This is a genomic window from Anaerotardibacter muris (assembly GCF_943192915.1).
GTDB lineage: Bacteria > Actinomycetota > Coriobacteriia > Coriobacteriales > Eggerthellaceae > Anaerotardibacter > Anaerotardibacter muris.
The window spans coordinates 36413-54193 of the sequence record NZ_CALPCD010000001.1 but is presented as its reverse complement, the minus strand read 5'-3'; the positions used below and the strand labels follow the sequence as shown (position 1 = coordinate 54193).

At 55.0% G+C, this 17781-nt stretch carries 27 protein-coding genes and 1 pseudogene; 27 read left to right on the top strand and 1 reads right to left on the bottom strand.

What is annotated here, in order from left to right; translation table 11 throughout:
- Positions 1–2 precede the first annotated feature (2 nt).
- The 6 genes from fusA to nudC all read left to right on the top strand — a co-directional run bounded on the left by fusA (position 3) and on the right by nudC (position 5278).
- The gene (fusA, locus tag NFR25_RS00325; RefSeq protein ID WP_251197259.1) at positions 3–2120 is read left to right on the top strand and encodes an elongation factor G; all 2118 of its coding nucleotides are present in this window, start codon (positions 3–5) and stop codon (positions 2118–2120) included.
- A 44-nt stretch (positions 2121–2164) separates the two neighbouring features.
- Positions 2165–2473, top strand: a complete 309-nt coding sequence (rpsJ, locus tag NFR25_RS00320; RefSeq protein ID WP_251197258.1) for a 30S ribosomal protein S10 — start codon at positions 2165–2167, stop codon at positions 2471–2473.
- 13 nt (positions 2474–2486) lie between these two features.
- Positions 2487–3107, top strand: coding sequence for a 50S ribosomal protein L3 (gene rplC, locus NFR25_RS00315; protein WP_251197257.1), 621 nt, complete (start codon positions 2487–2489; stop codon positions 3105–3107).
- A 26-nt stretch (positions 3108–3133) separates the two neighbouring features.
- Positions 3134–3760, top strand: a complete 627-nt coding sequence (gene rplD, locus NFR25_RS00310) for a 50S ribosomal protein L4 (protein WP_251197256.1) — start codon at positions 3134–3136, stop codon at positions 3758–3760.
- Positions 3760–4044: a 50S ribosomal protein L23 gene (gene rplW, locus NFR25_RS00305; protein ID WP_251197255.1), complete on the top strand. Its 285-nt coding sequence runs from the start codon at positions 3760–3762 to the stop codon at positions 4042–4044. Before rplD ends, rplW begins: the two co-directional genes overlap by 1 nt.
- Before the next feature lie 247 nt (positions 4045–4291).
- Positions 4292–5278, top strand: coding sequence for an NAD(+) diphosphatase (nudC, locus tag NFR25_RS00300; protein WP_251197254.1), 987 nt, complete (start codon positions 4292–4294; stop codon positions 5276–5278).
- A gap of 85 nt (positions 5279–5363) precedes the next feature.
- On the opposite strand, the gene atpG is transcribed toward nudC, so the two are convergent.
- On the bottom strand, positions 5364–6353 hold the full coding sequence (gene atpG, locus NFR25_RS00295) for an ATP synthase F1 subunit gamma (protein ID WP_251197253.1): 990 nt from the start codon (positions 6351–6353) through the stop codon (positions 5364–5366).
- 70 nt (positions 6354–6423) lie between these two features.
- Here atpG and NFR25_RS00290 point away from each other — a divergent pair, with 70 nt between their 5' ends.
- From NFR25_RS00290 to NFR25_RS00190, 21 genes and pseudogenes are all read left to right on the top strand, one after another.
- Entirely contained in the window at positions 6424–7182 is a 759-nt protein-coding gene (locus NFR25_RS00290) for a class I SAM-dependent methyltransferase (protein ID WP_251197252.1), read from the top strand.
- 3 nt (positions 7183–7185) lie between these two features.
- Positions 7186–7356, top strand: a complete 171-nt coding sequence (locus NFR25_RS00285) for a hypothetical protein (RefSeq protein WP_251197251.1) — start codon at positions 7186–7188, stop codon at positions 7354–7356.
- Positions 7357–7647: 291 nt separating this feature from the next.
- Positions 7648–8478: a 50S ribosomal protein L2 gene (gene rplB, locus NFR25_RS00280; protein ID WP_251197250.1), complete on the top strand. Its 831-nt coding sequence runs from the start codon at positions 7648–7650 to the stop codon at positions 8476–8478.
- A gap of 22 nt (positions 8479–8500) precedes the next feature.
- Positions 8501–8758, top strand: a complete 258-nt coding sequence (gene rpsS / locus NFR25_RS00275; RefSeq protein ID WP_251197249.1) for a 30S ribosomal protein S19 — start codon at positions 8501–8503, stop codon at positions 8756–8758.
- Positions 8759–8771: 13 nt separating this feature from the next.
- Positions 8772–9113: a 50S ribosomal protein L22 gene (gene rplV / locus NFR25_RS00270; protein ID WP_251197248.1), complete on the top strand. Its 342-nt coding sequence runs from the start codon at positions 8772–8774 to the stop codon at positions 9111–9113.
- A 1-nt stretch (position 9114) separates the two neighbouring features.
- Positions 9115–9825, top strand: coding sequence for a 30S ribosomal protein S3 (gene rpsC / locus NFR25_RS00265; protein ID WP_251197247.1), 711 nt, complete (start codon positions 9115–9117; stop codon positions 9823–9825).
- Positions 9825–10244, top strand: coding sequence for a 50S ribosomal protein L16 (gene rplP / locus NFR25_RS00260; RefSeq protein ID WP_251197246.1), 420 nt, complete (start codon positions 9825–9827; stop codon positions 10242–10244). Before rpsC ends, rplP begins: the two co-directional genes overlap by 1 nt.
- Positions 10244–10438, top strand: coding sequence for a 50S ribosomal protein L29 (rpmC, locus tag NFR25_RS00255; protein ID WP_251197245.1), 195 nt, complete (start codon positions 10244–10246; stop codon positions 10436–10438). The genes rplP and rpmC overlap by 1 nt, the downstream gene beginning before the upstream one ends.
- A gap of 32 nt (positions 10439–10470) precedes the next feature.
- A complete protein-coding gene (rpsQ, locus tag NFR25_RS00250; protein ID WP_251197244.1) occupies positions 10471–10731 on the top strand; it encodes a 30S ribosomal protein S17 in 261 nt (86 codons plus the stop codon).
- 44 nt (positions 10732–10775) lie between these two features.
- Positions 10776–11144: a 50S ribosomal protein L14 gene (gene rplN / locus NFR25_RS00245; RefSeq protein ID WP_251197243.1), complete on the top strand. Its 369-nt coding sequence runs from the start codon at positions 10776–10778 to the stop codon at positions 11142–11144.
- Positions 11145–11157: 13 nt separating this feature from the next.
- Entirely contained in the window at positions 11158–11475 is a 318-nt protein-coding gene (gene rplX / locus NFR25_RS00240) for a 50S ribosomal protein L24 (protein WP_476726946.1), read from the top strand.
- A gap of 258 nt (positions 11476–11733) precedes the next feature.
- Positions 11734–12285, top strand: coding sequence for a 50S ribosomal protein L5 (rplE, locus tag NFR25_RS00235; RefSeq protein ID WP_251197242.1), 552 nt, complete (start codon positions 11734–11736; stop codon positions 12283–12285).
- Positions 12286–12322: 37 nt separating this feature from the next.
- Positions 12323–12508, top strand: a complete 186-nt coding sequence (locus NFR25_RS00230; RefSeq protein WP_251197241.1) for a type Z 30S ribosomal protein S14 — start codon at positions 12323–12325, stop codon at positions 12506–12508.
- Between the two features lie 112 nt (positions 12509–12620).
- Complete coding sequence (gene rpsH, locus NFR25_RS00225) at positions 12621–13019, top strand: 30S ribosomal protein S8 (protein ID WP_251197240.1); 399 nt, start codon at positions 12621–12623, stop codon at positions 13017–13019.
- A 15-nt stretch (positions 13020–13034) separates the two neighbouring features.
- On the top strand, positions 13035–13577 hold the full coding sequence (rplF, locus tag NFR25_RS00220; RefSeq protein ID WP_251197239.1) for a 50S ribosomal protein L6: 543 nt from the start codon (positions 13035–13037) through the stop codon (positions 13575–13577).
- 30 nt (positions 13578–13607) lie between these two features.
- On the top strand, positions 13608–13976 hold the full coding sequence (gene rplR, locus NFR25_RS00215) for a 50S ribosomal protein L18 (protein ID WP_251197238.1): 369 nt from the start codon (positions 13608–13610) through the stop codon (positions 13974–13976).
- A gap of 15 nt (positions 13977–13991) precedes the next feature.
- A complete protein-coding gene (gene rpsE / locus NFR25_RS00210; protein ID WP_251197237.1) occupies positions 13992–14519 on the top strand; it encodes a 30S ribosomal protein S5 in 528 nt (175 codons plus the stop codon).
- Positions 14519–14707 (top strand): annotated as a pseudogene (rpmD, locus tag NFR25_RS00205) (50S ribosomal protein L30); the annotation flags it as partial. The gene rpsE and the pseudogene rpmD, both read left to right, overlap by 1 nt.
- A 276-nt stretch (positions 14708–14983) precedes the next feature.
- Complete coding sequence (gene rplO / locus NFR25_RS00200; protein ID WP_251197236.1) at positions 14984–15433, top strand: 50S ribosomal protein L15; 450 nt, start codon at positions 14984–14986, stop codon at positions 15431–15433.
- Positions 15427–16707: a preprotein translocase subunit SecY gene (gene secY, locus NFR25_RS00195; RefSeq protein ID WP_251197235.1), complete on the top strand. Its 1281-nt coding sequence runs from the start codon at positions 15427–15429 to the stop codon at positions 16705–16707. Before rplO ends, secY begins: the two co-directional genes overlap by 7 nt.
- A 134-nt stretch (positions 16708–16841) precedes the next feature.
- The gene (locus tag NFR25_RS00190; protein WP_251197234.1) at positions 16842–17468 is read left to right on the top strand and encodes an adenylate kinase; all 627 of its coding nucleotides are present in this window, start codon (positions 16842–16844) and stop codon (positions 17466–17468) included.
- The last annotated feature ends 313 nt before the right edge of the window (positions 17469–17781 follow it).

The following is a 17781-nucleotide window of genomic DNA, read 5'->3' as shown; positions in this document are numbered from 1 at the left end:
CAATGGCAAAAACTGATCTCGTACATACCCGTAATTTTGGCATCATGGCTCATATCGACGCTGGTAAGACCACTACTACCGAGCGCATCCTGTATTACACGGGCAAGAGCCATAAGATCGGCGAAGTTCATGATGGCGCAGCTACGATGGACTGGATGGAGCAGGAACAGGAACGTGGCGTGACCATCACCTCTGCTGCTACCACCTGCTTCTGGAATTATCCAGAAGGTAAAGAAGGCGGTACTCCTTATCGCTTCCAGATCATCGACACCCCGGGCCACGTCGACTTCACCGCAGAGGTCGAGCGCTCCCTGCGCGTTCTTGACGGCACCGTTGCTGTCTTCGACGCAGTTGCTGGCGTTCAGCCTCAGTCTGAGACCGTTTGGCGTCAGGCAGAGCGCTACGGTGTTCCCCGTATCGCTTTCATCAATAAGTACGACCGCGTTGGTGCGGACTTCCTTCACGCTATCGAGACCATGAAGGATCGTCTGGGTGCTAACGCTGTTGCTGCACAGCTGCCCATGGGCGCTGAAGAGAACTTCTGGGGTGTCATCGACCTGGTCACCATGACCGCATGGGACTTCAAGGCAGACGACAAGGGCATGACCTATCCCGAGAAGATGGATGCCATCCCCGATGAATTCGCTGCTCAGGCTGAAGAGTATCGCCAGATCCTCCTCGAGGCTGCAGCTGACTGCGACGACGACCTGATGGAAAAGGTCCTCATGGAGGAAGAAGTTTCCGTCGAGGAATTGAAGGCTGCTCTGCGCAAGGGCGTTATCGCTTGCCAGGTCAACCCCGTCTTCGTAGGCTCCGCTTACAAGAACAAGGGTGTTCAGGAACTGCTCGACGCGGTTGTCGACTACCTGCCTAGCCCGATCGACATTCCTCCCATCAAGGGCATCAACCCCGAAACCGATGAGGAAGAAGAGCGCCCCGCAGATCCGAAGGCTCCCTTCGCTTCGCTGGCATTCAAGATCATGACCGACCCCTACGTCGGTAAGCTCACGTATCTGCGCGTCTATTCTGGCTCGCTCGATTCTGGTTCTTATGCGCTCAACGCGGTCAAGGACAAGAAGGAACGCGTTGGCCGTCTGCTGCAGATGCACTCCAACCAGCGTACCGACGTCGATTCCTGCTCCGCAGGCGACATCGTGGCAGTCGTTGGCTTGAAGGACACCTCCACGGGCGACACCCTCTGCGCTGAAGATGCTCCTATCATCCTCGAGTCCATGGAATTCGCAGATCCGGTCATCGACATCGCGGTCGAGCCGAAGACCAAGGCAGAGCAGGACAAGATGTCCATGGCACTGCAGAAGCTCGCTGAAGAAGACCCCACCTTCCGCGTCTCTACCAATCACGAGACCGGCCAGACCATCATCGCTGGCATGGGTGAGCTTCACCTCGAGATCATCGTCGATCGTCTGCTTCGCGAATTCAAGGTCGAAGCGAACGTTGGTAAGCCCCAGGTTGCGTATCGTGAACGCCCGGGCAAGGAAGTCATGGACGCTGAAGGCAAGTTCGTCCGCCAGTCTGGTGGTCGTGGTCAGTATGGCCATGCCGTCATCAACATGTATCCGCAGGAGCCGGGCAAGGGCTACGAATTCGAGAACAAGATCGTTGGCGGTGTTGTTCCGAAGGAATACATCCCCTCTGTTGACAAGGGCATCCAGGAGGCACTGAACTCCGGTGTTCTGGCTGGCTATCCGGTCGAAGACGTTCGCGTCGAGCTCATCGATGGTTCTTACCACGAAGTTGACTCTTCGGAAGCTGCGTTCAAGGTTGCTGGTTCTATGGCTATCAAGGACGCGCTCAAGAAGTCCAACCCGGTCATCCTCGAGCCGGTCATGAGCGTTGAAGTCGAAACTCCTGAAGAGTACACCGGCTTCGTCATGGGTGACATCCCGTCTCGCCGTGGCCTGATCCAGGGCCAGGAAAAGCGCGGCAACGCACTGGTCGTTACCGCTAAGGTTCCGCTCTCCGAGATGTTCGGTTATGCGACCGACCTGCGCAGTGGCACTCAGGGTCGTGCAATGTACACCATGCAGTTCGACTCTTACGAGCCCGTTCCCAAGAACGTTGCAGACGAGATCATTAGTAAAGCAGGTGGCAATGCGTAAGCCTTCGGGCTTGCGCTGCGTCCCCCTTGATGGAGGTAAGTTAAGTGGCTAAAGAAAATATTCGCATCCGCTTGAAGGGTTACGACCATGAGATCGTGGACCAGTCCACGCGCCTCATCGTCGATACCGCACAGAAGACGGGTGCCAAGGTTTCCGGTCCTATCCCGCTGCCGACCGAGCGCAATCTCTATTGCGTCATCAAAGGCCCGCACGTGAACAAGGACTCTCGTGAGCAGTTCGAAATGCGCACGCACAAGCGTCTGATCGACATCCTCGATCCGACCCCTTCCACGGTCGATTCCCTGATGCGTCTCGATCTTCCTGCTGGCGTCGATATCGAGATCAAGCTGTAGGGAGTGATATTTGATGATTAATGCTATCTACGGAACCAAGGTCGGCATGACCCAGCTCTTCGACGAAGACGGCACGGTCATTCCGGTCACCGTCATCGAGGCAGCTCCTAACACGATCTGCCAGATCAAGACCACCGACACCGATGGCTACGAAGCAGTTCAGCTCGGTTTCGGCGAGGTCTCGGAAAAGCACGTGAACAAGCCCATGGGCGGTCACTTCGCTAAGCATGGCGTTGAGCCTACTCGCCATCTGCGCGAGGTTCGCGTCGATTCTGCTTCCGAGCATGAACTGGGCGAAAAGGTCACCGTTGCCAACTTCGCAGAAGTAAAGAAGGTCGACGTCACAGGCACTTCGAAGGGTAAAGGCTTCGCAGGCGTCATGCGTCGTTACAACTTTGGTGGCGGCCCGGGTGGACACGGTGCTCATTTCCACCGCGCTCCCGGTTCGATCGGTCAGTGCGCAAGCCCCTCTCGCGTGTTCAAAGGCGTTCGCCTTCCTGGTCACATGGGTTGCGACACCATCACCACTAAGAATCTTGAAGTTGTTCGTGTTGACGAAGATATGAACCTCATCTTGCTCAAGGGTGCTGTCCCTGGTGGCAAGAATGGTGTAGTTCGCATTCGTATGGCTTAAATACACTGCGAAGGAGTTTATACATTATGGCTACTATTGAAGTTAAAAACACGAGCGGCAAGAAGGCGGGAGACGCCGAACTCGTCGCTACGGTTTTTGAGATCGAGCCGAACATGCACGCGATGCATGAAGTGGTTCGTTCCCAGCGTGCTGCACGTCGTGCTGGCACCCACAACACCCTTACCCGCGGTCAGGTCCGCGGCGGCGGCAAGAAGCCTTGGCGCCAGAAGGGCACTGGTCGTGCTCGTCAGGGTACCATCCGCGCTCCTCAATGGGCAGGCGGCGGTACGGTCTTCGGTCCGCATCCTCGTTCCTATGCGTTCAAGGTGCCGGCGAAGGTCATCAAGCTGGCTATGCGCTCTGCGCTCTCCGCTAAGCTCGCTGACGGCGAATTCGTCGTGCTCGACCAGGTGAAGTTCGACAAGCCATCCACCAAGGAAGCAGCAGCGATGCTCAAGAAGCTTGGTCTCGATGGCAAGCGCATCACGCTCATCCTGGAAGATGACAACGTGAACGGTTATCTTTCTTTCCGTAACATCCCTGGAGTTCGCGTGCTCGCTTCTTCCGAGCTGAACACCTACGACTTCATCGACAACAAGGCTCTCGTTGTGACGAGCGCTGTTCTTAACCACATCGAGGAGGTGCTTGCATAATGAAGGATCCCCGCGAGGTAATCATCCGTCCTATCATTACGGAACACTCCTACGACATGATGGACGAGAACGTCTATACGTTCGAGGTTGCTAAGGACGCTAACAAGGTCGAGATCGGCCAGGCTATCGAAGCGATCTTCGACGTGAAGGTGCTCAAGGTGAACACCCTGAACGTCAAGTCCAAGCCCAAGCGCGTTCGCTATCAGGTTGGCAATACGCGTACCTGGAAGAAGGCAATGGTCACGCTTGCTGAAGGCGACACCATCGAGATCTTCGCTCAGTAATAACAGCGTTTCAAAGCTTGAACCAAACCCCCTGCGAGGCTTCCTCCAGGGGGTTTTCAAATATAGAGAGGGGACAGGTCCCGAAGTGTCCCGGACACTTCGGGACAAAAAGGGGGCAGCCCCCTTTTTGTCCACACCTGGTGTCAGACAGAAAAGTGCCAGAGTTGGGCAAGCGTGCCAGGCCGCATCTTAGCTCTCGACAAGGGTTCTATAATGAAGATGAAGGAACTTGAAGGTAGGAGAGCACGTGCTGCACGATATTTCACCGGCAACTTACAATAACGATTTCACCATCCGTAAGGCTACTGCGCAAGACAAGGTCTTGGTGTATCGAGAGCGCAAAGTACTTGCCCGCATCGAGGGCGACGCCATCTTCGCACCCACCTTCGCTGATCTTGGTATCGATCCAGCGACCGAAGGCGCAACGCTCGATGATCCTGCGACTGAAGAACCTACCGCGAAGGATTCGGCCGCTGAAGAGAAGACGCGCTATCTCTATGCGTTCTCGGTAGGTGATGATGCCTACTTCTTTGCGCGCCTTTCCGAAGCCGTGATCGACCAGCTTGCAGACCAAGAAGGCTGGGAATTCATCGTACTTCCTAAGCTTGTTGACTATCAGCCGAAGCCGGTGCGGTTCGCGCTCACGGTGGGATTCGAGTACTGGGTCTGGTACAGCACGGCGCAGTATTGCGGGCGCTGCGGTACCAAGAACGAACACGACCATACCGAGCGCATGATGCGTTGCCCTGTATGCAACAACATGACCTTCCCGAAGCTCTATCCAGCGGTTATTGTGGGCATCACACGCTCCGATGGCAAGGTGCTGGCCACCCGCTACGCTGGTCGACCTTATGCGAATTATGCCCTGGTAGCAGGCTTTTGCGAGATGGGCGAGACGGTCGAACAGACTGTGCATCGCGAAGTGATGGAAGAGGTTGGCTTGCGTGTGAAGAACCTGCGCTACTACAAGAGCCAGCCTTGGCCCGATTCGAATTCGCTGCTCTTCGGATTCTTCTGCGAACTCGATGGCTCCCCCGAGATCATCCTTGATGAACACGAGCTCTCCATGGCTGAATGGATCGATCGTGACATGCTGCTCACTGACAACGACCATTCGCTCACCCGCGAGATGATGGGAGTCTTGCGCGACCACCGCGAAACCGATTTCCCCATAACCCAGTATGCGAATAGGCGAGTGGACAAAAAGGGCTACGCCCCCAATTTGTCTATGTGAGATGATGGGAGTCTTGCGCGAAGGACGCGAGACCGATATTCCTTTGTCCCAGTAGACGTTCAGGCAGGCCAAGGGCGCAACGCTCCTACCTCTGTTTGCCCTTTTTCTGCAACAGCGTTTCAGCCAGGGCCTCTTCACCGCCTACGATCTCATTCAGTTCGGTGGTGATCGAATCCTGTCTTACATGGTTGTAGACCAATCGCAGTTCACGAAGGATATCATCAGCGTTGTCGGTGGCGCTACGCATAGCTACTTGGCGCGCGACCTGTTCGCCGGCTGCAGAATTGATGAGCATGTAATAGATATAGCCCGCAAGGTATTCAGGCAACAATCGCTCGAGCACATATTCTCTGCTCGGTTCATAGTTGATGCGACCCATCATGTGCTTAAGGCGCGGGTCGCGGTCACTGATGCCGCCCAGGCCGAAATCGACATGATGTGGGTCGAACGCCGCCATATCGATGGGCATCAGCTTCCATTCCACAGGGATCTGAACAAGCGCTCCGCGATGATGATTGTAGATCGCATACACTTCATCGATCGTGTTGGCAAGATAGCTTCTAACCAGGTAATCTGCAATGCCGTCAGCCTGTTCGACAGTAGGGGATGCCGAAAGGTCCGTGAATGATTGGATGGGCTCGAACCCACGATATTTGAAATAGTTGACCGCCACTTTTCCGCACAGGATCAGATCGCATTCGATGCTCGCTTCTTGGCAATGGCGAATACGCATCTCAGCAAGACGGATCGCGTCATTGTTGAAGTGGCCGCATAGTCCACGGTCGGAAGTTATCACGATGATCATCGCTCGCTTAGTTTCGTCATGAGGCGTTGCGAGCGGCACTGGTTCGTCGTAACGGTCAGCCATATTGGTGAGCATCTCGCGCATGAATCGCGCATAAGGTTTCGCACGAGCGACCCTGCGCGCGCTCCGATAGATCTTCGTCTTCGCGACCATCTCCATGGTGGCCGTGATCTTCCGCGTCGAATCGACGGAGTTGATACGGCGAGCTATGTCGTGCAGCGTGGCGATCTTGAGCTCCCAGCGTTCGATAGGATAGTACAAGCCTACCAAAAAATTCTTCCTTCGAAGGCGAGACCCTGAAGTGTCCACGTATACTAAAGATAGTGAAGAAGGGATCGCGATGAATATCACATGGGATGAGAACGAATACGAGAAGAACTTCTCCTTCGTGCACCAGTACGGTCAGGATGTTCTAGGGCTCCTTGATGTACCTCAGGGTTCAACGGTGCTCGATCTGGGCTGCGGCAACGGTGCGCTCACCCAGGCGCTCGCAGAGGCGGGATATCAGGCTATCGGCCTTGACGATTCTGCCGAGATGCTCGCTGCAGCACGTAAGGCACATCCAGGTCTTGATCTCATCCACGCGAATGCCATCGACTTCACGCTCGATACGCCTGTCGATGCCATCTTCTCCAACGCCGTGCTCCACTGGATCGATAAGAAGAACCAGCCAGCCCTGCTTGCTTCGGTCTTCCGTGCGCTCAAGCCTGGTGGCGAATTCGTCTTCGAATGCGGCGGTGTCGGAAACGCGCAGCTCATCCATAGTGCTCTCGAAGAAGCCTTCAAAGAGCGCAACAGGGCATACACCGTTGACAAATATTTCCCGAGCATCGGTGATTACGCTGCCATGCTCGAAGATGCCGGTTTCAAGGTGGTCTTCGCAACGCTCTTCGACCGCTTCACGCCCTTGGCAGGGGAGAACGGCCTCGCCGACTGGATCACCCTCTTCCAGTCCAACTCGTTCGAAGAAATGAACGAGCAAGAAAAAGGCACCCTCATCCAAGAAGCCGTAGAAGCCATCCGATCCGAACTCTACGTAGACGGAACCTGGCACGCCGACTACGTCCGCCTCCGCATGAAAGCTATCAAACCCGAGTAGCCCATGACCGAAGAAAAACCCTACAAACTAAAACCAGTCACCAAGCCGCTCGATTCCAAGAAGAGCGAAACACCTTCCACTTTTCGCGACATCACGGAGGATGATGACGGCTATCATCCCTATGCTGATGTCCCCGACACTCGCCCCATCTTCGAAGAAGACCCCTGGCGATAAACCCGTCCCCAATCATGAGCAGGGTAGCGGGTAAATCATGCACCCTTACCCTGCAGCCGCAGCCCAGGATGATGCCGCTCACCGCGTACGGTGCACAGGCGAAATTAATTCTTGAAACCGACCCGCAACACTTTTATACTTTTCATTTGCGTCTGACTCTGTATGGATACACCCGGACGCGTGGAAACTCGGAATCGTCGGTTCTTTCTCCCAAAAGATCCCAGGCGGTGATGGAGTCCACACACAGGAAAAGGGTTGAGCAATTCGGCTTACCCCGCAGAAAGGAAAAAAATGGGAGTTAAACAGTACAAGCCCACGAGCCCCGGCAGGCGCTTCCAGACTGTTTCGGATTTTGCTGATATCACCAGCACCACTCCGGAAAAGTCTTTGCTGCGTCCTCTGCCCAAGAAGGCTGGCCGCAACAACAACGGCCGCATCACCACTCGTCATCAGGGTGGCGGCGTCAAGCGCCGTTATCGCGTGATCGACTTCAAGCGCAACAAGGACAACATTCCTGCTAAGGTCGCCACGATCGAATACGATCCGAATCGCTCTGCTCGCATCGCTCTGCTCCACTATGCAGACGGCGAGAAGCGCTACATCCTTCATCCTCGTGGCTTGAAGGTCGGAGACACTATCATCTCCGGCACTGAAGCAGACATCAAGCCCGGCAACGCTCTGCCGCTGTCTGCTATCCCTGTTGGTACGCTCGTCCATGCAGTCGAGCTTCAGCCTGGCCGCGGTGCAGCGCTCGCTCGTTCCGCTGGCACCAGCATCCAGCTCATGGGTAAGGAAGGCGACTATGCCATCCTGCGCATGCCCTCTTCTGAGATGCGTCGCGTTCTCGTTACCTGCCGCGCTACTATCGGCGAAGTTGGCAACGCTGAACATGGCAACATCAAGATCGGTAAAGCTGGCCGTAATCGCTGGAAGGGCATCCGCCCGAGCGTTCGCGGTACTGTTATGAACCCGGTCGACCATCCCCACGGTGGTGGTGAAGGTAAGAACAAGTCCTCAGGTCGTCATCCTGTTACTCCTTGGGGCGTTCCTACCAAGGGTCACCGTACGCGTAACCCCAAGAAGGCTTCGAGCCGTCTCATCATCCGTCGTCGCAAGAAGTAGCGCTTAGGTTTTAGGAGAAACATTGAGTAGAAGTTTGAAAAAGGGCCCTTATGTTGAGCCGCGTCTGCTTGATCGCATTGTGGCGATGAACGAAGCGGGCGAAAAGCACGTCATCAAGACCTGGTCTCGTTCGTCCACCATCTTCCCTGAAATGGTTGGTCACACCATCGCTGTTCATGATGGTCGCAAGCACGTACCAGTTTATGTAACCGAGTCTATGGTTGGTCACAAGTTGGGCGAATTCGCTCCTTCCCGCACCTTCCGCGGACACGACAAATAAGAAAGGGTGAAACATGGAAGCTAAAGCAGTAACTCGCTACGTACGCGTTTCACCTCGTAAGGCACGTATCGTGCTCGATCAGATTCGCGGCAAGAACGTGGTGAAGGCTCAGGAGACCCTGCGCTTCACCAATCGTGCTGTAGCAGAGATCATCGAGAAGACCCTCAATTCTGCTGTTGCTAATGCAGCTCAGAAGGGTCTCACCAATCCCGATAGGCTCGTCGTGAGCGCATGCTATGCAGACGAAGGCCCCACCATGAAGCGCATTCGTCCGCGCGCAAAGGGCTCCGCATCCCGCATCCGCAAGCGCACCAGCCACATCACCATCATCGTATCTAACGGAGAGGAGGCATAGTATGGGTCAGAAAGTTAGCCCTACCGGCTTCCGCCTCGGTATCACGGAAGATTGGCGCAGCCGCTGGTATTCAGACAAGGACTATGCGAAGAACCTTGAGAACGACTTGGCTATCCGCAAGTTCCTGGACAAGCAGCTCGCCCACGCAGGCGTGTCTCGTGTAGAGATCGAGCGCGCTGGCGACAAGATCAAGATCATCATCACCACGTCCCGTCCGGGCGTTGTCATCGGTAAGAAGGGTGCAGAGGTCGACGCACTGCGCAAGAAGCTCAACACCATCGCTAATGGCACCGTTTCCGTTGAGGTCGTCGAGGTGAAGCGTCCGGAACTCGACGCTGTGCTCATCGCTCAGTCCGTCGCAGAGCAGCTCGAGAATCGTGTTGCATTCCGTCGCGCTATGCGCAAGGCAGTCCAGTCCGCCATGAAGAGCGGCGCAAAGGGTATCCGTATCCAGTGCTCCGGTCGTCTCGGTGGCGCTGAGATGAGCCGTCGTGAGTGGTACCGCGAAGGTCGCGTGCCGCTGCACACCCTGCGTGCCAAGATCGACTATGGTTTCGCTACCGCAGCAACCACCATGGGTTCGATCGGCATCCAGGTATGGGTCTACCACGGTGATGTCCTTCCTGGTCAGAAGGCTCCTCAGCCTGCACTGGAAGGTTCATCTCGTCCTAATCGCGGCCGTCGTCGCAACAACGACAGGGGTGATAAATAATGTTAGTACCAAAGCGCGTCAAGCATCGTAAGGTACAGCGCGGTTCCATGAAGGGTAACGCCAAGGGCGGCACCCAGCTGAACTTTGGCAAGTGGGGCATCCAGGCGCTCGATCGTCATTGGATCACCAACCGTCAGATCGAGGCTGCTCGTATCGCTATGACCCGTCGCATGAACCGTACTGGTAATGTTTGGATCACCATCTTCCCCGACAAGCCCATCACCAAGAAACCCGCTGAGACCCGCATGGGTAAGGGTAAAGGTAACCCAGAAGGCTGGGTAGCTGTGGTGAAGCCTGGCCGTATCATGTTCGAGATCGACGGCGTTGATGAAGAGACCGCACGTGAAGCACTGCGCCTCGCTATCAACAAATTGCCCATCAAGTGCAAGATCGTCCAGCGTGAAGAAGGGCAGGAATAATGAAAGCAGCAGAAATCCGCGCGCTCTCGGCTGACGATCTGCAGTCGAAGCTCCAAGAAGCACGCGCAGAGCTTTTCAATCTGCGTTTCCAGATGGCAACGGGCCAGCTCGACAACACGGCTCGTGTCAAGGAAGTCAAGAAAGACATTGCTCGCATCCAAACCGAGATGCGCGCCCGTGAGATGAGCGCATAGACCTGCGCGAACTGTAAGAAAGGTAGAGAATAATGGCTGAAGAACGCAATTCTCGCAAAGTTCGCCAGGGCACCGTTGTAAGCGCATCTGGCGACAAAACTTGCGTTGTAGAGATCACCGAGCGTAAGCCTCATCCGGTCTACGGCAAGATGGTGAACAGCAGCAAGAAGCTCCACGCACACGACGAGAACAACGAAGCGGGCGTGGGCGACATCGTAACCGTCATGGAGACCCGTCCTCTGTCCAAGATGAAGCGCTGGCGTCTCCTCGAGATCGTAGAGAAGGCTAAGTAGTTCCGTACTGCGGAAACCGCTTAGATCATCGAAAGGGATAAGCAATGATTCAAATGCAGAGCATGCTTGCCGTTGCCGATAACTCCGGCGCTCGCAAAGTGCAGTGCATCAAGGTCCTTGGTGGCTCGAAGCGCCGCTATGCTGGTCTTGGTGATGTCATCGTTTGCAGCGTCAAAGAGGCAATGCCGAACGGCAACATCAAAAAGGGCGAGGTCGTACGCTGCGTTGTTGTTCGCGTGAAGAAGGAAGTTCGTCGCGCAGACGGTAGCTACATCAAGTTCGATCAGAACGCTGCTGTGGTCATCGACGCTAATGGCGCTCCTCGCGGCACTCGTATCTTTGGCCCTGTGGCCCGCGAGCTTCGCGATAAGAAGTACATGAAGATCGTGTCTTTGGCACCGGAAACGCTGTAAGGGGGTTAAAGACATGACTAAGATGAACGTCAAGAAGGGCGACCGCGTAAAGGTTCTCGCTGGTAAGGACAAGGGCGCTGAAGGTGTGGTTCTCGCAGCCTATCCTCAGAAGCAGCGCGTCACCGTCGAGAAGGTCAACGTCGTCAAGAAGCACCTTCGCCCAACTCAGGCCAACCCTTCAGGTGGCATCTCCGAGATGGAAGCACCCATTCACGTTTCCAATGTCTCGGTCATCTGCCCCTCTTGCAAGGCTCCTACGCGCATCAACGTGCGTCGTGAGGATGGCAAGAAGGTTCGAGTCTGCAATAAATGCGGCAAAGATCTGGACTAAAAGCGCTGGATGCACTTCTTCTAGGCGCTTTCATCGAACACTTCGTTGGCCTTAGCCAACTCGGTTCAATGACGCGCCTATAAGAAGCACCTCAGAACTTTTACTCTTAAATCTTGTGGTTTTCGTTGTTGAGCCTATCAACAACGACGCTCTTCCTGGACCTGCCGAGAAGGGAAGGGCTATGACCCTTGGGAAGATCCCGAGGGACGCAGGGTCGGAAATCCTGCGTTTAATTCATCGAAGAAAGGTAAGCATACAATGGCTACTCCTCGTTTGAAGGAAAAGTACAACAAAGAGGTTCGTGACCAGCTCTATAAGCAGCTCGAACTCTCCAATGTCAACCAGATCCCTCGTCTCGATAAGATCGTCGTGAACATGGGCGTCGGTCGTGCTGCTGGCGACTCCAAGTTGCTCGACGGCGCGCTGGCAGACATGCGTGTCATCACGGGTCAGGAACCCATGATCACGCGCGCTAAGAAGTCTATCGCAGGCTTCCATCTGCGCGAAGGTCAGGCGATCGGTTGCAAGGTCACCCTTCGTGGCGACCGCATGTGGGAGTTCTTCGATCGACTCATGTCCACCGCGCTGCCGCGCGTGCGCGACTTCCGTGGTCTGAACCCCAACAGCTTCGATGGCCGTGGAAATTACACCATGGGTCTCAACGAGCAGCTGATCTTCCCCGAAATCGAGTACGATAAGGTGGATCACACCCGCGGTATGGACATCACGTTCGTTACCACCGCAGACAATAACGAAGGCGCCAAGGCACTTCTCGATGCCCTGGGCTTCCCGTTCAAGAAGAATGCCTAAACTCACAAGAGTTGGTAAATAAGAAAGAAGGGTTTGAATGGCTAAAAAATCGATGATCGCCAAGTCAAAGCGTGAGCCGAAGTTTTCGACCAGGCACCACAACCGCTGCAGCCGCTGTGGCCGTCCTCACGGCTACTACCGCAAGTTCGGTCTGTGCCGAATCTGTCTTCGTCAGCTCGCTAACAGGGGCGAACTTCCCGGCGTGACCAAGGCTTCCTGGTAAGAAATCAGTTAAGACGACGTCACGTGCTGAGTGTCGAGAGTCAAGGCGTGAGCACTAAGGGTGTCCACGAACCGGCTTTTCGTCTCATCACGAACAAAGGAGAAACAAAACAATGAGCATGAATGATCCTATTGCAGATATGCTTACGCGTGTGCGTAATGCGAATTCTGCAGGCAAGCTGACGGTCTCCATGCCGTCGAGCAAAAAGCTTGTCGAAATTGCCCGTATCATGCAAGAAGAGGGCTACATCACTGGCTACGACGTGGTCGAAGCTGCTCCTCGCGACATCCTTGAGATCACCCTCAAGTACGGCGAGAAGAAGGCGCGCACCATCCGTGGCATCAAGCGCATCTCCAAGCCTGGTCTGCGTATCTATGCAGGCAAGGACGAGCTTCCTCGTGTTCTCGGTGGCTTGGGCACTGCGATCATTTCCACAAGTAAAGGCGTAATGGCAGACCGCGACGCTCGCAAGAATGGCGTTGGCGGCGAAGTCATTGCTTATATCTGGTAAGAAGGGAGGAATACAATGTCACGTATTGGTAAAATGCCCATCGCTATTCCTTCCGGTGTCGAGGTCAAGGTCGATGGTCACACCGTCACCGTCAAGGGCCCCAAGGGCGAGCTCACCCGTACCTTCAACGACATGATGGACATCAAGGTCGTTGATAACGAGGTCATCGTCGAGCGTCCTGACGACACCCGTGAAGCGAAGAGCTTCCATGGTCTTACCCGTACCCTCATCGCTAACATGGTGCAGGGTGTTTCCGAAGGCTATTCCAAGAAACTCGAACTGGTCGGCGTTGGCTATCGTGCTGCGCTCAAGGGCAAGGACCTGGAGATCCAGCTTGGCTTCTCCCACCCGGTCATCGTTGCCGCACCTGAGAACATCTCCTTCGAGGTTCCCAGCCAGACCGAGATCATCGTCAACGGCATCAGCAAAGAGCAGGTTGGCCAGGTTGCAGCTGACATTCGCAAGTGGCGCAAGCCCGAACCTTATAAGGGCAAGGGTATCCGCTATGAAGGCGAATACGTACGCCGCAAGCTTGGTAAGGCTGCTAAGTCTGAGTAGACGCATAAGCTAGGATAGAAGGAATTACGCATGAAGAAACTTCAAAAGAAACAAGCCGGCTTGCGTCGCCGCCACACGCGTGTTCGCGGCAAGATCTCTGGCACGGCTGAACGTCCACGTCTTTGCATTACTCGTTCGAATTCGAACATGTACGCTCAGGTCATCGACGATGTCGCAGGTAAGACCATCTGTGCTATCTCGACCCTGGGTCCCGATTTCAAGAAGACCGGCAAGGGTGGCGCTACCGTTGAGGGCGCTTCTGAGCTTGGTAAGTTGATCGGTAAGATGGCACAGAAAAAGGGAGTCACGGAAGTTGTTTTCGACCGTGGCGGTAACCTCTATCACGGCCGCATCCAGGCAGTTGCCGACGGTGCCCGTGAAGCAGGCCTGAAGTTCTAAGAGAGGGTAACGTAAATGGCTCGTAAGCAAGAAAACCAGGCAAACGTTCCTGAACTCGAAGAACGTGTTGTCTACATCAATCGTGTTTCCAAGGTAGTCAAGGGCGGTCGTCGTTTCGCTCTTACCGCTTTGGTCGTTGTCGGTGACGGCAACGGTCGTGTTGGCATCGGTATGGGCAAGTCCCAGGAAGTGCCCATCGCGATCCGCAAGGGTATCGAAGACGCTAAGAAGAACATGTTTACTGTTCCTCTGACGCCGGAAAAGACCCTTCCCCATGAGGTCCTGGGCATCTATGGTGCTGGTAAGGTCCTTCTTAAGCCCGCTGCTCCTGGTACTGGCGTTATCGCTGGTGGCCCCGTTCGTGCGGTCCTCGAGCTCGCTGGTGTTTCCGACGTTCTCACCAAGTCCTTGGGTACCGATAATGCGATGAATATCGTCAAGGCGGTCGCTGCAGGTCTTCAGGAAATGCAGGATCCCGAGGAAGTTGCGAAGCGTCGTGGCATGTCCGTGTCCGACATCTACGGCTGGAAGGAGAAGAACTAATGGCAGAAGCTAAGAAGACTCTCCGTATCACTCAGGTCAAGAGCGCGATCGGCAAGAAGTACGATCAGGGTCGCACCCTGAAGGCTCTGGGTCTGGGCAAGATTGGCCGCAGCGTGGACCAGGTCGACAACCCCTGCGTCCGTGGCATGATCTTCAAGATCAAGCATCTCGTCGAGGTCGAAGAGATCAAGGGCGAGAAGAAGGCCGCTGCAAAGCCTAAGGCTAAAGCAGCAGCGAAGCCTAAAGCCGAAGCAAAGCCCAAGGCTGAAGCTAAGGAGAAGGCTCCCGCAAAGCCTAAGGCAGCTGCCAAGCCAAAGGCAGCGAAGCCCAAGGCTGACGCAAAAGCTGAATAGCTCATATCCCGGCCCGCAATCCCGCGGGCCGAACCTCTATTATTAGTCTGCCGACTGCGAGCTGTCGGCCTCTGCTTCACTAAGGGGCAGAGATAGCGAAAAGGAGAAAGAATGGAACTCAAAGATCTCAAACCTGCTGAAGGCTCCAAGCGTAGCCGCAAGCGTGTTGGCCGTGGCCCTGCCTCTGGTAATGGTAAGACCGCTGGTCGCGGTATGAATGGTCAGAAATCTCGTGCTGGTGGCGGCAAGGGTGCAGGCTTCGAGGGTGGTCAGACCCCGCTCGCACGTCGTTTGCCGAAGCTCCCTGGTTTCCGCAACTTCAACCGTGTTGAGTATGTTCCGGTGAATGTTTCTCGTCTCGATGCGAAGTTCAAGGCGGGCGACCTGGTCGATGGCGATACGCTCTATGCAGCTGGCATCGTCAAGGATCCCGATGCTCCTATCAAGGTGCTCGGCGATGGCGAGATCACCAAGGCGCTCACCGTCCGTGTCGATAAGGTTTCTGCTTCTGCACGCGCTAAGATCGAAGCAGTTGGAGGAAAGGTAGAGACGGCTTGCTAAACTCGCTGGTTCAAGCGTTCAAGGTTCCCGAGCTTAGGAACAAGATCTTCTTTACGCTCGGCATCCTGGCGCTCTATCGATTAGGCGCATATATCCCTGTTCCGGGTATTCCGTTCCATGCGTTCGCTGACGCGTTCTCCGAACAAGGCGTTGGTATGGCGATGCTCGACCTCTTCACGGGTGGTGCTCTGTCGAACTTCTCAGTGTTCGCACTCGGCATCATGCCCTACATCACCGCATCGATCATCATGCAGTTGATGCAGGGTGTCATCCCGGCTGTTGGTCGTTGGGCACGAGAAGGCGAAACAGGCAAAAGGCGCATCACGCAGGTCACGCGTTATCTCACGCTCGGCCTGGGTCTTATCAATGCTATTGGTTACTTGCTGCTGTTCAAGTCCTCCTCCTATGGCATCGTGTTCAATCCTGAAGTCCCTGGCTTCTTGAGCGACTTCCTCGTGGTCTTCACGTTGGTGGTCGGCACGGCCATCATCATGTGGATGGGCGAGCTCATCACCCAGCGCGGTGTGGGCAACGGCATGTCGCTGATCATCTTCACCTCCATCGTCGTATCGGTTCCTTCCGCGATCTTCTCGTCGGTCAACCTCCAGTCTGATCTGGGCATGGGTATCGCAACCACCGCGATCATCCTCCTTATTGTTCTGGCATGTATCCCGGCGATCATCTTCGTGGAACGTGCTCAGCGCCGTATCCCGGTCAGCTATGCTAAGCGTGTTCAGGGCCGCAAGATCATGGGTGGCCAGAGCTCTTATCTGCCGCTGAAGATCAACGCTGCTGGTGTTATCCCTATCATCTTCGCAAGCTGCTTGATCTACTTCCCGGCTCAGATCGCTGCGCTGTTCAACATCGATTGGCTGAACACCGTTGCGAATGCCATCTCTGCTGGCCCGGTCAACTGGATCATGACCGCGCTGCTCATCGTGTTCTTCGCATATTTCTACACGTCTATCGTGTTCAATCCGAACGACACCGCAGAGAACTTGCAGAAGCAAGGCGGCTTCATCCCTGGCATTCGTCCTGGTGCGAATACCGTGCAGTACATCAAGAACGTGCTCCGTCGCGTCACGCTGCCAGGTGCGATCTTCATCGCTATCATCGCGGTCGTTCCTTCGATCTTCTTCTATTTCACGAACAACACCCTGATCCAGGCATTCGGCGGTACGTCGATCCTCATCATGATCGGTGTTGCGCTCGACACCATGAGCAAGATCGAATCTCAGCTGAAGATGTACAACTACGACGGCTTCTTCAAGTAAGAGCAGCTCATCCCCAAAGCAGGGGACCATCGAACTTCAAGCCCTTCTTCATACTTCCTTACGAATGTGTGGAGAAGGGTTGTTCGTATAAGGTTTTCGCTAGAATATGAATTAGCGATCGAAAGGACTACGTAATGAATATCGTATTGTTGGGTGCTCCTGGCGCAGGCAAAGGCACTCAGGCCGCGAAGCTGGTCGACAAGTATGGTTTCGCTCACATCTCCACTGGCGACATTCTTCGCGCGGCGGTCAAGAACCAGACGCCATTGGGCATTGAAGCCAAGAAGTACATGGATGCTGGCGACCTTGTTCCTGACGAACTGGTCATCGGTCTGGTGAAGGAGCGTCTTCAGGACGACGACACCAAGGAGGGCTTCATCCTTGACGGATTCCCCCGTACTTCCACTCAGGCTGTAGCGCTCAGCTCTGAGCTTACTGAGCTGAATCGCCCGCTCGATGCAGCGTTGCTCGTTGATGTGGACAAGGAAGTCATCATCGGTCGTCTTACCTCTCGTCGTGTTTGCCGCGACTGTGGTTACATCGGCACTGAAGCGGACAAAGTATGCCCCAAGTGCGGTGGCGAGATGTATCAGCGTGACGACGACAATGAAGCTACGGTGCGCAATCGCCTTGATGTGTATGAAAGCTCCACTGCTCCGCTGATCGACTATTATCGTGGTTGCGATCTGCTCGTCGAGATCAACGGCGACCAAGATCCTGAAGTGGTCTTCGCAGACGTACAGAAGGCACTGAATCTTTAAGCGGTTAGCGTGCTGCGGACACAAGGTAAGGCTGTCGAACTTGAATCCCGAAAGCCCTCAGCATGAAGCGCTGAGGGCTTTTTGCTGGTTTGGTTCGCATCTTCGACTCTTAAAAGATGCGCGGCGCTGCGGGTGTAAGGTGAGCGCGCAGAACTTACTCTGATCACTGCACTGCAAATTAGAATTCAGCAAAGCTGAATTCGCGTACCAGTGCATGAGGCAGTGGAGCGCATGAGCCGAAGGCGAACAGCGAAACGGGTAAGTTATGCACGATTACCTTGCAGCCGCAGAGTTCCTACATCCTCATCATTGC

Excerpts from the sequence above, each read along its gene's own strand:
- fusA (WP_251197259.1), top strand. The coding sequence starts at position 3 with ATGGCAAAAACTGATCTCGTACATACCCGTAATTTTGGCATCATGGCT.
- rplC (WP_251197257.1), top strand. The coding sequence starts at position 2,487 with ATGATTAATGCTATCTACGGAACCAAGGTCGGCATGACCCAGCTCTTC.
- rplD (WP_251197256.1), top strand. The coding sequence starts at position 3,134 with ATGGCTACTATTGAAGTTAAAAACACGAGCGGCAAGAAGGCGGGAGAC.
- rplW (WP_251197255.1), top strand. The coding sequence starts at position 3,760 with ATGAAGGATCCCCGCGAGGTAATCATCCGTCCTATCATTACGGAACAC.
- NFR25_RS00290 (WP_251197252.1), top strand. The coding sequence starts at position 6,424 with ATGAATATCACATGGGATGAGAACGAATACGAGAAGAACTTCTCCTTC.
- NFR25_RS00285 (WP_251197251.1), top strand. The coding sequence starts at position 7,186 with ATGACCGAAGAAAAACCCTACAAACTAAAACCAGTCACCAAGCCGCTC.
- rplB (WP_251197250.1), top strand. The coding sequence starts at position 7,648 with ATGGGAGTTAAACAGTACAAGCCCACGAGCCCCGGCAGGCGCTTCCAG.
- rplV (WP_251197248.1), top strand. The coding sequence starts at position 8,772 with ATGGAAGCTAAAGCAGTAACTCGCTACGTACGCGTTTCACCTCGTAAG.
- rpsC (WP_251197247.1), top strand. The coding sequence starts at position 9,115 with ATGGGTCAGAAAGTTAGCCCTACCGGCTTCCGCCTCGGTATCACGGAA.
- rplP (WP_251197246.1), top strand. The coding sequence starts at position 9,825 with ATGTTAGTACCAAAGCGCGTCAAGCATCGTAAGGTACAGCGCGGTTCC.
- rpmC (WP_251197245.1), top strand. The coding sequence starts at position 10,244 with ATGAAAGCAGCAGAAATCCGCGCGCTCTCGGCTGACGATCTGCAGTCG.
- rpsQ (WP_251197244.1), top strand. The coding sequence starts at position 10,471 with ATGGCTGAAGAACGCAATTCTCGCAAAGTTCGCCAGGGCACCGTTGTA.
- rplN (WP_251197243.1), top strand. The coding sequence starts at position 10,776 with ATGATTCAAATGCAGAGCATGCTTGCCGTTGCCGATAACTCCGGCGCT.
- rplX (WP_476726946.1), top strand. The coding sequence starts at position 11,158 with ATGACTAAGATGAACGTCAAGAAGGGCGACCGCGTAAAGGTTCTCGCT.
- rplE (WP_251197242.1), top strand. The coding sequence starts at position 11,734 with ATGGCTACTCCTCGTTTGAAGGAAAAGTACAACAAAGAGGTTCGTGAC.
- NFR25_RS00230 (WP_251197241.1), top strand. The coding sequence starts at position 12,323 with ATGGCTAAAAAATCGATGATCGCCAAGTCAAAGCGTGAGCCGAAGTTT.
- rpsH (WP_251197240.1), top strand. The coding sequence starts at position 12,621 with ATGAGCATGAATGATCCTATTGCAGATATGCTTACGCGTGTGCGTAAT.
- rplF (WP_251197239.1), top strand. The coding sequence starts at position 13,035 with ATGTCACGTATTGGTAAAATGCCCATCGCTATTCCTTCCGGTGTCGAG.
- rplR (WP_251197238.1), top strand. The coding sequence starts at position 13,608 with ATGAAGAAACTTCAAAAGAAACAAGCCGGCTTGCGTCGCCGCCACACG.
- rpsE (WP_251197237.1), top strand. The coding sequence starts at position 13,992 with ATGGCTCGTAAGCAAGAAAACCAGGCAAACGTTCCTGAACTCGAAGAA.
- rplO (WP_251197236.1), top strand. The coding sequence starts at position 14,984 with ATGGAACTCAAAGATCTCAAACCTGCTGAAGGCTCCAAGCGTAGCCGC.
- NFR25_RS00190 (WP_251197234.1), top strand. The coding sequence starts at position 16,842 with ATGAATATCGTATTGTTGGGTGCTCCTGGCGCAGGCAAAGGCACTCAG.